This window comes from Carboxylicivirga agarovorans, assembly GCF_050589845.1.
GTDB classification, from domain to species: domain Bacteria; phylum Bacteroidota; class Bacteroidia; order Bacteroidales; family Marinilabiliaceae; genus Carboxylicivirga; species Carboxylicivirga agarovorans.
This window is the reverse complement of record NZ_JBNGPA010000007.1, coordinates 108785-121966: the sequence shown is the minus strand read 5'-3', so window position 1 is coordinate 121966 and position 13182 is coordinate 108785. Positions and strand designations below refer to the sequence as shown.

At 42.8% G+C, this 13182-nt stretch carries 6 protein-coding genes; 1 reads left to right on the top strand and 5 read right to left on the bottom strand.

Annotation, left to right across the window (positions count from 1 at the left end; translation table 11 throughout):
* Positions 1 to 12 precede the first annotated feature (12 nt).
* Positions 13 to 2151, bottom strand: a complete 2139-nt coding sequence (locus ACRD69_RS09905) for a TonB-dependent receptor plug domain-containing protein (protein ID WP_430814918.1) — start codon at positions 2149 to 2151, stop codon at positions 13 to 15.
* 566 nt (positions 2152 to 2717) lie between these two features.
* Between ACRD69_RS09905 and ACRD69_RS09900 the strand changes: the two genes are divergently transcribed.
* Positions 2718 to 3527 (top strand): SDR family oxidoreductase, encoded by an 810-nt coding sequence (locus tag ACRD69_RS09900; RefSeq protein WP_430814917.1) that lies wholly within the window; start codon positions 2718 to 2720, stop codon positions 3525 to 3527.
* A gap of 83 nt (positions 3528 to 3610) precedes the next feature.
* Here ACRD69_RS09900 and ACRD69_RS09895 read toward each other — a convergent pair whose 3' ends face one another.
* From ACRD69_RS09895 to ACRD69_RS09880, 4 genes are all read right to left on the bottom strand, one after another.
* The gene (locus ACRD69_RS09895; RefSeq protein WP_430814916.1) at positions 3611 to 4810 is read right to left on the bottom strand and encodes a winged helix-turn-helix domain-containing protein; all 1200 of its coding nucleotides are present in this window, start codon (positions 4808 to 4810) and stop codon (positions 3611 to 3613) included.
* 174 nt (positions 4811 to 4984) lie between these two features.
* Positions 4985 to 6454 (bottom strand): sigma-54-dependent transcriptional regulator, encoded by a 1470-nt coding sequence (locus ACRD69_RS09890; protein WP_430814915.1) that lies wholly within the window; start codon positions 6452 to 6454, stop codon positions 4985 to 4987.
* Positions 6451 to 8868: a sensor histidine kinase gene (locus ACRD69_RS09885; RefSeq protein ID WP_430814914.1), complete on the bottom strand. Its 2418-nt coding sequence runs from the start codon at positions 8866 to 8868 to the stop codon at positions 6451 to 6453. Before ACRD69_RS09885 ends, ACRD69_RS09890 begins: the two co-directional genes overlap by 4 nt.
* Positions 8869 to 9108: 240 nt before the next feature.
* Complete coding sequence (locus ACRD69_RS09880; protein WP_430814913.1) at positions 9109 to 13170, bottom strand: FAD-binding and (Fe-S)-binding domain-containing protein; 4062 nt, start codon at positions 13168 to 13170, stop codon at positions 9109 to 9111.
* Between the last annotated feature and the right edge of the window lie 12 nt (positions 13171 to 13182).

Genomic DNA, 13182 nt, shown 5'->3' with positions numbered 1-13182 from the left:
TGTTAGTAATTATTAGCTGTTGATAGAGATGAATATGCCGAGGAATAAAAACTGTTTGATATCGGGCATTATTGGCATCTGAATATATCCGGTATCGTCATCGGGTGAAGGAATGTTTCGATAACCCACCAGGTGGTCGCGACCCAGCACATTTGAAAAGGAAAAGTGTATGATCGTAAAGTGATCGCCAATGTATGTCAGGTAGCTCAGATTAAGGCTCAGGTCGTTGTAAAGAGGGGCTGTGCGGTTCATAAATTTTTCGTCGCCCTCTTTATGATAGGGACGTCCTGAAGCCATTAGCCATGTGGCGCCTATTTGTGTATTAATACTACCGATAAAGTATTTACCAACCGCCGAAAAGGTATGTTCGGCTATATAAGACGGTGTAACCGCATTGGGGTAGTTTTTATAATGACGTTCTGTGTCGATATAGGAATACGACAGCCAGTAATCGGTATACCTGAATGTCTCCTTATCGCGAAAAAATACATCAATACCCCTGGCATATCCCTTACCCGTATTAGCAAGGTTAATATAGCGATTGTTGCTGTAATTGTCGTAGCTGATCAACTGCTTATAATCTTTATAATAAGCTTCGGCCCTAAACAGCCGTTTTTTTAAAGTGCCGGTCTGGTAACCCAGCAGGTAATGAATGGCCTTTTCAAATTCCAGCCTGGATGTGTATTTCATATATTCATTGACCGGGTTTTGAAAGAAGTGGCCCCATGCGGCAGTAAAATGACTGTTTTTACCGGTTTTATATGCAGCGGATAGACGGGGAGACAAGCTTGATTCTTCCAGGTAGCTCGAATATTCATAGCGTAAACCCGGGCGTATGGCCAGCTCAGCTGATAATCGTATTTCAGGTTCGATAAATACACCGGCTATATGGTCATTGACCTGTATATCGTATTGTTCAGGTGCATTCAGGTGATTGTATTCCTGATTATAGGTGGTGAAAGCATCTGATATACCATAGTTCAGGCGGATGGCATCAGACAGGTGGTGGTCGATCGATAAACGTCCTTCAATATTGACCTCTCTATCAAGTGTGCGATGGTCACCTGCAATCTGGCGGTTGTTATCAATGGTTGATGCCAATCCTGTTTTCAGGCTGATGTCCGTTGACAGTGGTGTTGAATAGGTCATATTGATATAGGCACTACCACCTTCAGTATCGATATTGCTTATGTTTTCTCCCACCGGAGTATTAAACTCCTGTATACCATAATCAAAGGTTGAGAACAATTTAAACAGGCTGCCATTGTCGCTTTTTTGGCGATGCATAAAATTCAGATTGACAGCTTCGCTAGGCTTTAGCCACTCAAGACGATTATTGGCCACGCCATAATATGGTGCAAGGTTGGTATATGACACACCGGCAGAACTTGATTTGCCAGGTGAACACCATGTTTTAGACGCTTCAGCACCAACGCTCATGAATGATAAACCAGTGACCTCTTCAACGGCAATGTCATTGGATTCCAGAATCAATATGGATGACAGGGCCTGGCCGTATTCTGCAGAATAGCCACCGGTGCTAAATACAGTTCCGCTAAACAGGCTGGGAGCAAATCGTCCCCTTGTTGGCAAGTCAGGCACCTTTGAGTAATATGGCTTCGCGGCCAATAAACCGTCCACATGCACTTTGGTTTCGGCAGCTTCACCACCCCTCACCAGCAGGCGTCCGTCATCGGAGGCTGCTTGTGTGCCGGGCAGTGTTTTTAAGGCACCGTTAATATCGCCCAAAGAACCTGCTGTTGTATATATATCAAGGGGCTCCAGTACCGTGGCTCGTTTTTTATCACCTGCGCTAAACGTACCTGCGGTAATGGTGACTGCATTAAGACTGGTAATGCTTTCTTTTAAAACGAGCGCCAGATTACCGGAGTTTTTATTGACAGCAATCTCTTCGGGTTTGTAACCTATATAACTGATCAATAAGGTAGGGTGTTCTTCATCTGTCATTAAGGAGAAAGCACCATTGATATCAGTAATAGTACCATCGTAAGTTCCCTTTATGGTGATGTTGACACCAACAAGCGGACTGTCGTCTTTAGCCGTTATTGTTCCATTTATCTCATATTGGGCACTGAGTTGACTAGGAACGACACATATCAGCAGAAGTAGTATGGCAATTTTGATCTTCATTTTTTCGTTTGGTTTAAATGACAATCCAAAATTGCATGCTTCATGAAGCAAATTAATAATTAATAACGATGAGTTGTCGAATAAGGGGGATGAGGTGTTGGGATGTTTCATTCAACTATTCAACTACTAAACTCATCAACTTAATTAATAATTCAACAATTCGACTCCCGATATTTATCCGGGATCGGCAGATAGGTCGTTAATTCATTCAACTACTAAACTCATTAACTATCGCCAATTTGACTTTTAGACGATTAGACAATTAGACAATTTGAATGCACGACATTAAGATATATTGCACAGATATTTAGCACCTTCAACTTATAAACTCCTCAACATTTTCAACAATTCGACTCCCGATAGCCATCGGGATAATCAGTTCGACGATTATACAATTCGACGATTCGACAACAAAGATGTTGGGATGTTAGATGTTTCATTCAACTACTAAACTCATCAACAATTCGACGATTCGACGATTATACAGTTCGTACAACTCTTCAACCTATCAACTGATAAGCTCTTTCAAATTAAATCATTATTTTCACGGCTTAATTAATTAAAACATGAAGGATAAAGTCATCATTATAACCGGTGCATCTTCTGGTATTGGTCTTGCCTGTGCCCGCGAATTTGCTCAAAGGGGGGCAAAGTTAGCGTTGGCAGCTCGCAGTGTTGAAAAATTACTTGAGGTAGAGCAGGAATTAAAAAGCAATGGTACAGAAGTAATATCGGTTCAGACCGATGTAAGTGTGGAAGAGCACTGTAAGCATCTTGTAAGTGAAACGTTAAGAGCTTTTGGCCGGATTGATATATTGGTGAATAATGCAGGTATATCCATGCGTGCAGCCTTTCAGGATGTTGATCTAAGTGTTTTGAAAAAGTTGATGGACGTTAACTTCTGGGGTACAGTGTACTGCACGAAGTATGCTTTACCATCTTTACTTGAAAGCAAAGGTTCCGTCGTGGGTGTATCGTCCATAGCCGGTTTTATTGGTTTACCTGGTCGTACAGGTTATTCTGCATCTAAGTTTGCCATGCACGGCTTTTTAGAGACCATACGTGTCGAAAACCTGAAAAAAGGATTGCATGTATTGATAGCCGCTCCCGGTTTTACAGCTTCCAATGTGCGTAAGGCTGCATTGACGGCCGATGGTAGTAATCAGGGAGAGACACCGCGTAAAGAAGAAAAGATGATGAGTGCTGAAGAGGTGGCCAGTCACATGGCTAAAGCCATTCTTAAGCGCAAGCGTACTTTGATACTGACCTTTGTAGAGGGTAAGCTGACGGTATTCCTGAGTAAATGGCTGCCAAAATTATTGGACAAGCTCAGTTATAACCACATGGCTAAGGAGCCTGATAGTCCTATAAAATAACGATATCTAATGCATGTGTTTTTATAATGGTGCGCGAGTATTCCTGGCGTACCGTTATAGATAGCTGATCCTGGCTTCCTTTCTTAGGACTGCATATTCTGTTCCAGTTCCTGAATAAATTGAGGCGGATTACTTTGGTGTATTTTAAGCATATTACATTCGTTAAAACGCATAAAAGCACGCAGTTCTTTGGACAAAGCCCTGGCAAAGCTTTCGTATTTTTTAAGGCCGGGTTCCAATATGACAGAGCGTATGTGAAACACTGATTTTTTGCGCTCAGCCTTGCAATCCATCCGGGCTACCAGCTTACCATCCCATAAAACAGGCAGTGCGAAATAACCATATTGTCGTCTGTTGGCCGGTAAGTAGCATTCAAGCTGGTAATCAAAGTCAAACAATGCTAGCATGCGCTTTCGTTGAATAAGCAGATTATCGAAGGGAGATAGTATTTTCGCCTGACTTCGGGCCAGGGGCTTATTAAGCATCTCCAGGGCATCAGCCTGTGCATAATAGTCTGTTTTGCCCACTTTAAGTTTCATTAAATGCTCACTTTCCAGCATCTCCCTGAGTGTGTCAGCTACCATTGGCTTAATATTCCTAAGCAGGTATGTTATTTCGGGTGCCTGTCCTAATCCATTGGCTTTTAAAAAGCGATCAATTAGATAACGGGCATATTCTTTCTCATCAGGTAAGCTGGTGTCAGTATCAGCAGGCAAGACCCTGTGCGTAAGGTCGTATACTTTATGAAATTCCTTACGAAAGGGAATCATTAACTCTCCTTGCATAAACAGATTATTTAAGGCTCTTTTGATGGGGTGACTTGTCCATCCTGATCTGTTTATGTCAGCTATTTCAAAATCCCTGGCCATTAAGGGGCCTTCCTGTTCAATGCGCCTGAGTATTTCACTCATGATTGGCTCATCTTTCTCAAACCAATGCTTTTGAATACCACTGGCAATCTCGTGCTTACGAACCAGGCTATACCTATAATCGCACATGGGCAGGTACGAAGCGGCATGCGACCAGTATTCGAATATCTTTTTATTTTCCTGCAACTGGTCAATATGCACTGGTTGATACCTTGGATTGCGGTTCCATAAGGTATGATGGTGTGCACGCTGAATAACAGATATGGTATCGACCTGGATATATCCGAGGTGTTCAATGGCTGATAAGGTCGCGTCAACTGCTTTGCCGTTCGCCTTAAACGGAGGAAGCTGTTGTGATAGTAGTACCAGTTTTCTGGCTTGCGATTTTGAGATGCTTTCTGTTATATGTGGCATGATGATCCTGTCTGTATCAAGGTTCTTTGTCAAACTTAGTATAGTGAAAGCATGGAAACAAATATAAGGCCTGAAAAATAGGAGAGAGGAATGATCACGTCCATTACCCTGCCAAAAATCTGACGCTTAAGCGGGGACGCCACAACAATTCACATGTTCCACTGTCTATTGTTTTCAATCATGTTTATTCCGCTCTTCCAGCTTTCTGAGGCGACTGCGCAGGGCAAAACGGCTGATGCCGAGGTATTCGGCAGCTTTTGATTTGGAACCATTAAAGCGCTTCAGGGCTTTGTCGACTATTTCCAACTCCAGGTGCTCCAATGAAAAGGGAGCGTCTGGCAGGCTAATCTCACCCGGTACCAGTATGGATCCGATGATTTTTTTCTCCGGATGAACATCATCTGTTTCAGTGTATAAATGTGATAGGTGTCGGGGTTGAATCTCTGTTTCGTCGTAAAGCAGTACGATTCTCTCAATGGCATTTTCCAATTCCCTTACATTGCCCGGCCAGGGATGTTTCTCCAGAATTGATCGGGCCGGTTTACTGATGAAACGAAAATTCTTATTTCTACGTTCATTGAACAGCTCCATAAAATACTGAGCCAAGGGAACAATTTCCTCAGGTTTATGTCTTAAGGGCTTCAGTTCAATGGTTCCGCTTTCCATTCTGAAATACAGGTCAGAGCGAAAGGTATTGTCCCGGATCATCTGCTTCAGGTTGCGGTTGGTAGCAAATACAAACCGTACATCCAGTTTAATAAGTTTATCGCCACCTACTCTGTAGAACTCTTTTTGCTGCAGTACCCTTAATAGTTTGGCCTGCATATGGGGCTGTAGTTCACCAATTTCATCCAGGAACAAAGTACCGCCCTGGGCCAGCTCCATTTTACCGATTCTGCCCTGGTTACTGGCGCCTGTAAAAGCACCTTTTTCATAACCAAAGAGTTCGCTTTCGAAGAGTTGCGGAGACAGGGCTGCACAGTTGACAGGAATAAATGGTTTTTGTAAGTCCTTGTTTTCTCCATAATGAATAAGGCGCGCGATCATTTCTTTTCCTGTACCTGTTTCACCTTGTATAAGTACCGGAATATCCCTGTTGTCATGAAACTTCATAGATAATTCCACAACCTGACGCATGTGGTTAGAGAAGACTGCCAGATTGCCGCTTTGCTGAATGGTTTTCATGGTATTTTGCAGTGCCTGTAGCTTTTCTTCAGATCGCCTCGCTTTGTTGTCCATTTCCTCAACCGATGCTTTAAGCTGCGAATTTTCAGATAAAAGCTGGTATTTATCCTGCAGACGTTGAATGGCATGAGACAGTTCTTCAATGTTAACGGGCTTCAGGAGGTAATCGGATGCGCCCCATCGAAGCGCTTCAATGGAATTATTAATTTCAGAAAAACCTGTCATTAATATAACATCAATGTTCTGATGGTTTTGTTTAACCCGCTTCAGTAGTTCAATGCCACTAATTCCCGGCATCTTAATGTCAGATACGATCAGCTGAAAATCATCGGCTTGCAGCATTTCAAGAGCGACCGTAGCATCTTTGGCCCACTGGGTATCAAAATCCATTTCGTCCGATAAGAACTCAACAATGGCCTCGCGGCTTAAAGCATCATCTTCAACTACCAGTATTTTCATGCTTCAGGTGTTTTAAATACAATTATAAAGCGAACGCCTCCGCCTTCAATATTGTCATAGCTTATTTCGCCATTCATCTTCGTTACAAATGTGCGAACAATGGCAAGGCCCAATCCCGAGCCACCGCTTTCTTTCTTAGTGCTGTATAATGGGTTGAACAGTAGCTCCCTAGCATCGCTCTCAATGCCTTTGCCATTGTCTTCAACCGATAATTCTATACTTCGTTCGCGCTTCAGGGTTTTAACAAGGATTTGTTTTTCATGGCGCTCAACTTCTCCCAACGATTGAATGGCATTAACTACCAGGTTGATAACAACTTGCTCGAGTTGCACCTTGTTGGCCCTGATGTGCAGGTTGCCAATGGCCTGCGTGACCTTAAGGGTGATGCCCTGGTTACGTATTTGTCGCTTTAAGAGTTCCAAAGCCTCGTTTAGAACACTATTGAGCTCAATGGTTTCTTTTTCCTCTGAATTGGGAACCGGATTCACCCAGTAATTTCGCATGTTTTTGACGATACCATCAATGCGGCTGGTACCTTCGGCAATGGTGTTAAGCTTACGAACAATATACGCCGTCAGTTCATTGTCTGTTTTCTTGATCTTGCGCAACATCGTATCTGTAGTAATCCGGATGGCATTGAGAGGCTGGTTGATCTCGTGTGTGATACCTCCGGTAATAACACCGATAGATGCAAGGCGCGATGTTTGCTCCATCACCTGTACGGCTTCAGCATGTTGCTTCTCCATTTCCAGGAACTGATTCATCTGAAAATTGCGCTCCCAGGCATTGGCGATCACCCTGATCAGGGTTGATAATAACTGCATCTCATCATCGGACCAATGGTGTGGTGTGGAAAAAGCAAAACCGGCTACCCCAATGGTTTTATCTGTTACTTTGATGGGAATTAAAAGAACCGATTGAATACCTCTTACCTGGTAAAAGGCCTTTTCCTCTTCGCTAAAATCTGACAGATCATCACTAACAATGGTTTTATTATCCAGTATTTTATTGAGCAGATTCTGTATTTTAAATACATTTTTCAGATCCAGCTCAATAATACTGTTGCCTTGTTCTGAAGTTTGCGAGCCTATAATACTGCTTATTAAATGATCATTTGAGAGGCTGTAGACGCCTATTTTCTCAATATGGCTGGTTTTGATAATGGCATTAAGAACCTTATCAATCACAAGCGTAAAATCGTTGGTTGAGTTAAGGTAGGTCACGATCTCAGCCATTAGCTTCTGTTGCTCAAATGAGAGGGCAAGAAAATCCTGCTTAACCAATAGTTCCTTTTCGGCTCTGATCCTTTTTTTAATGGAACGTGAAAGAACAAGTATTACAATTAAACCAATGAGGAAAACAACTGATATGATCAGAATCTGCTGTTTGTTCAATACATAGAAATCAATGGGCTTATTGATGATTACACTGTTTTCGGGCAATTGCTTTCTTTTAATGCCATGTTGCTTAAGTAAATGGTGGTCAAACTGAAAAGCACCTTCTGTCGTGCTTTGCAAAGGTATGTCTTTGGGATGTGTTCCCCGTAGTATCTGCATAGCTGTTTGTGCAGCCCTTCTGCCATGGTTTTCACCACTCAACAGGTAACCACCTACAATGCCCCTTCCCAAAAAGAACTCCCAGCTGGAATAGATTGGAACACGGGCATGCTTCTTTACTAATCTGACTTCTTCCTTGTAAGATATAAATGCATTGTTTTGATCTTTGTTGAACGTCAGTAAAAGGATGAGGTCTTCAGTGCTAATTTGTTCAACTTCAGTTATTAGTTCCTGAATTGTAACATTGTCAATGAAGTGAAGTTTTAAAGGGAAAGTTGTTTGTATGGAGTCAAGCGCCTGACGATTTAATATTGCTGTAGTGGTGCTGGCATCATTGATAACGTGAATGGTTTGTGCACCGGGATGCAGTTTTTGCATCAGAGACAGGGTCGCATTAAAATCTGGTTTTTCCCGAATGCCGGTTATCAGGGGATCATTGATCTGTTGATGTATACCATTATTAACACCACAAAACACAACCGGAATATCTTTGTAGAGTACTTCACGGTTTTGTACTAAAAAGCGCAATGCATCATCATCAACGGTAATAATTAAATCGAAATGCGACTGGAAATCACGTTGTCGCAGGTAGGTCTGAACCTGGTTAAAATGCAGTGAGTCGGGATAGCGCTTTGAATCCAGGTATTCGAAATACAGATCTACTTCATCTTCGTGCAGCAACATGGCTTGTTTAATGCCGTCCGATACATCGTCTGTCCATTCCAGGCCCTGATGATAGGAATGGAGTACCAGTACTTTTTTAACCGGATTGATCTGGCCACGACTGACGGTGGACATAAGTGTCAGCAACAGAATACTGATACTGAAAGTCAAATGTTGTTGTATTTGGTCCTTCACCCTATAAATTTCGTAAAGATTATTGACCTATCCTTATGTATGACTGATATTTTTTATCATCACTTAAGGTCATACTCAGCTTAATATGCCCAAAAAGTTCTTAGATAATCAGAACCATTCAAAGAAAAAAGGAGAGTTTTCATATGGATGGTTGCGATGCAACCGCGCCGGAAACACCCTAACCCAACGGACGTAGCAAAAGGAAATGAAAACTCTCCTGGTATGGTAATTTTGGTTTAATTAAAACTTATACATAACATGTAGTTGCAATCTTGTATTTACAACACGCTCACTGTTGTTAACATTGAATTTTTCATCCGGTTCGCCATAAGCAGCATATGTCTGGTTTAACTCAAGCATTACCTTTATATCTTTTGTTCCGGTAATAATACGCGGAGCTATGCGTGCAACATAGTCAATGTTACTTCCCCTTGCATAAACTTCATTACCATCGGCAATGGTATCGCTGCTACCCAGCTGATTAGCAATTCCTGCAAATATTCCAAAGTTTACCTTTGATCCATGGGTGATTATTTCGGTCCAGTAATTAAGAGTACTAAGGGGCGTGTAAGTGTAAGTTTCTGTTTGCGCATCTATACTTTTAACTCCATATCCACCCAATAGCAGCATGTCAGATCCATTCTGGGCATACATGGCCTGTAGCTTGATTTTTAACGATTTTAACTTCAACGTAGTGTAGGCCAGCGCATGGTAGGTACGCAAGCTTTCATCCACAACATTACCGGCTGCGTTTAACCGACGAGGAACAATTTTCTTGGTGCCGGCCACCATACCGAATACACTTTTTCCTTTGGTCCCGTATTCCAGGTGAGCATCGAACTCAGGCATGGATGACTGGCGCAGGTATACATTACTGGCGCCATTAGGACCTGATGATTTAAAGTCAAATTGCGAAACCGCAGCCACAGAAACCCTGAATTTGTCAGTGAGCTGGTGCGTCACCCTTATTTGCGGGTTTCTCGACAGAACCGAAACCGGCGCTGCAGCCCCCCATGATGATATTTCAGGAAAGCAAGAAGTCACAAACATGGGATGCCAATACTGTCCAAACAGTATACTTGTTTTTTCAAAATCGAGCTGAGCCATGGCATGACGCATACGCAGCAAGCCTATGGATGCATTAGTTGTTCCTACAAAATCAAACTCAATCAATCCGCTTAGCTGACCACCCCAAAGTTTAACACCACCGGCTTTGGCCCGTAATCGACTGTGTATGCTTAAGAAAGAAAAGTCACCTTTCTCGTTTATATCAACGCCATTTTCATCGTAACTGATAGGGGCAGGATAAAGAATAACATCACCATCGCGCGCAGATACTACCTTACGACTGTCGAAAATGGCTTCAGTCGATACAAAACCACTCAGTTTTACACTTGGTTTGTCTTGTGCATGGGTTGACTGCATGCCCAATCCTCCAAGGATTACAATAGCCAGACCTAATGCTGCTTTAGCGGCTTTCTGTTTCAAGGGCCTGGTTACCTTATCAACTAAATACACAATTGACTCGTGACTGATACCACTGTTCTTTGATAAACCGATTTCACATGTTCTTGATGTTGAATAACCGTGCTTTACATCATGAGGCAATTGAATCTTCAGATCACGTAAACCATGTTCATTTAGTTCAGGGAAAGAGAAACCACGGTCGCCAGCAAAGCCACAGCAGTTAGTATCAGGCTTAACCACCTTCGTTGCACACATATTGGCCAGTTGCAAGAGGTGTTCATCCATACCCATTTTTTTCATGCTGCACACCGCAAAAACAGATACCGTTTCATCAATTGGTTCAAACAGCAACTTGTCTTTGAGGTATTCCAGGATAAACTCAACCGGTTCGTACAATTTTAACCTGTCCTGCATATTCTCTTTCATGGTATACAGACAGGGGCTCATATCACATACAACCGGATACTTACCATTTTCACTGGCCTTTTTCAGTTCTCTCTCCAATTCAGTTGATTTCATCAGGCCTTGTTCTTTGAAGCCTTTGCTGGAGTAGGACATACCACAGCACAGCTTATTCATGCTTTCCGGGTAAATAACTTCGAAGCCGGCTTTTTTCATCAGGCGTTCAAAAACAAGCGTTACCTGATCTTTCGACTGATCTTTCGAAGGTCCCATGGACCGATTAATACATGATGGGAAATAGACCACCTTGTTTGGGTTATTCTTATTGACCATTTGCGGTACGATCTTTTTTGAACCCTTTGGCATGTATTTGTTCCATAGGGGAATGCGTTGGCCTGATATGGAATACAGACTTTTTGAGATTGCCCCTGTCACATTACTTCCCAACAGAGTGTGACCAAAGTTGATAACACCAAGCGCATTGCGCAGAACACCTGTAACAGTATCCATATTTGAAGCCAGCCAGGTGGCCACTTTATTCTGACTTGCCGTGTGGCTTTGGAATCTGAGTTCTTTGATCAGTTCACCCGTATTGATCTTTACCGGACAGCTAAGGGCACACAGGCCGTCTGTTGCGCATGTTTCATCACCGGCATACTGATAGGCGTTAACCAGTGAAGAAGCTTCATGAGGCTTTTCACCACTGTCTTTCAGGCGTGAAATTTCCCTGAATGTGGTGATGCGCTGACGTGGAGAAAGAGTCAGTTCATTGGCAACGCATGTTGGCTCACAAAAGCCACATTCGATACACTTATCAACCTTATCCATTGCAGGAGGCAGGGGTTTCAGGTTTTTCAGGTGAGATTCCGGATCATTATTCAGAATGACGCCCGGATTTAGCATGTCTTCAGGGTCGAAGATGGCTTTGATCTCTTTCATCATCAGGTAGGCTTCATTGCCCCATTCCTTCTCGACAAAAGGTGCCATATTCCGTCCTGTTCCGTGTTCTGCTTTCAGAGCCCCGTCATATTTATCAATCACCAGTTTGACCAATTGCTTCATAAATGCATCGTAACGCTCTACTTCTTCAGGTGCGCCCAGGTCTTGTGTAAAAACAAAGTGCAGGTTCCCTTCCAGGGCATGACCAAATATAACAGCTTCACTATAGCCATAGCTGGCAAATAATTCCTGCAGGTCCAGTGTTGCAGAAGCCAGCTTAGGTACCGGGAATGTCACATCTTCAATAATAACCGTGGTGCCTGTTTTTCGTATGGCACCAACCGATGGAAACAATCCCTTGCGTATTTTCCATAGAGCGTTGAACTCAGCCGGAATGTCGGTAAAAGTAAGAGGTAGCTCTGAAGGAATATCTTTAATGGTGTCGAGTATTACATCAATCTGCGCTTTTAAAATATCTCTGTCAGAAGCCCGTGTTTCGACAAGTATGGCGCTGGCATCTTTCGATAAGGTTTTCAGGTATGCCGGTACGCCATCCTGGTCTTCAACCGATCTTAGTCCGGCACGATCGATCAGTTCAACAGCAGAAACCGGACTGCTTTTTAATGCAGACACAGCATTACATGCTTTTTCTATATCAGGAAACACCATTAAAGAGCTGGCTTTATGAGCATGCTCGATGACTGTTTTGTAGGTTATCTCGGCAATAAAACCCAGTGTTCCTTCAGACCCTATCATAATGTGTTCTATAACGTCAAAAGGATCAGAAAAATCAACAAAGGCATTTAAGCTATAGCCGGTTGTGTTTTTCATTTTAAACTTATCCTTTATGCGTTGTGTCAATGGTTCGTTTCCTTTAACGGCCTGTACCAGTTGATCGATATCGTCGATAATGTGTTTGTGCGTCTTCGTAAACTCTTCCCTGCTTTTGTAACATCCCGTATCCAGGTAGGCACCATCACGAAAAACAATTTTCATGCTGTCGACTGTTTTATAAGAGTTTTCTGATGTGCCGCAACACATACCACTGGCATTGTTAGCTGCAATGCCACCAATCATAGCTGCGTTGATCGACGCGGGGTCAGGCCCCATTTTCCGCTTATACGGAGCAAGAATCGCATTGGCACGCGCCCCGGTTAAACCTGGCTGTAGCCTTATTCGCTCACCATTATCCAATACTTCATATTCTTTCCAGTGTTCGCCTGCTATAACCAGTACCGAATCAGAAATAGCCTGGCCTGAAAGGCTTGTGCCACCTGCTCGATAGGTAACAGGTATGTTTCTGCGTGAAGTTTCTTCCATAATTGCAATAACTTCATCCACGTTTTTAGCCTTTATCACCAATTTAGGAATTAGCCTGTAAAAGCTGGCATCAGTGCCGAATGCCAGGGTATGCAAGGTGTCATGGAACATCCGCTTTGTATCAATCACTTTAGAGAGTGACTGGTATAATGATTTGTATTCTCCTGTTAACATGGCTTTGATTTT

Coding starts and splice junctions, on each gene's coding strand:
- ACRD69_RS09905 (WP_430814918.1), bottom strand. CDS start 2,151: ATGAAGATCAAAATTGCCATACTACTTCTGCTGATATGTGTCGTTCCT.
- ACRD69_RS09900 (WP_430814917.1), top strand. CDS start 2,718: ATGAAGGATAAAGTCATCATTATAACCGGTGCATCTTCTGGTATTGGT.
- ACRD69_RS09895 (WP_430814916.1), bottom strand. CDS start 4,810: ATGCCACATATAACAGAAAGCATCTCAAAATCGCAAGCCAGAAAACTG.
- ACRD69_RS09890 (WP_430814915.1), bottom strand. CDS start 6,454: ATGAAAATACTGGTAGTTGAAGATGATGCTTTAAGCCGCGAGGCCATT.
- ACRD69_RS09880 (WP_430814913.1), bottom strand. CDS start 13,170: ATGTTAACAGGAGAATACAAATCATTATACCAGTCACTCTCTAAAGTG.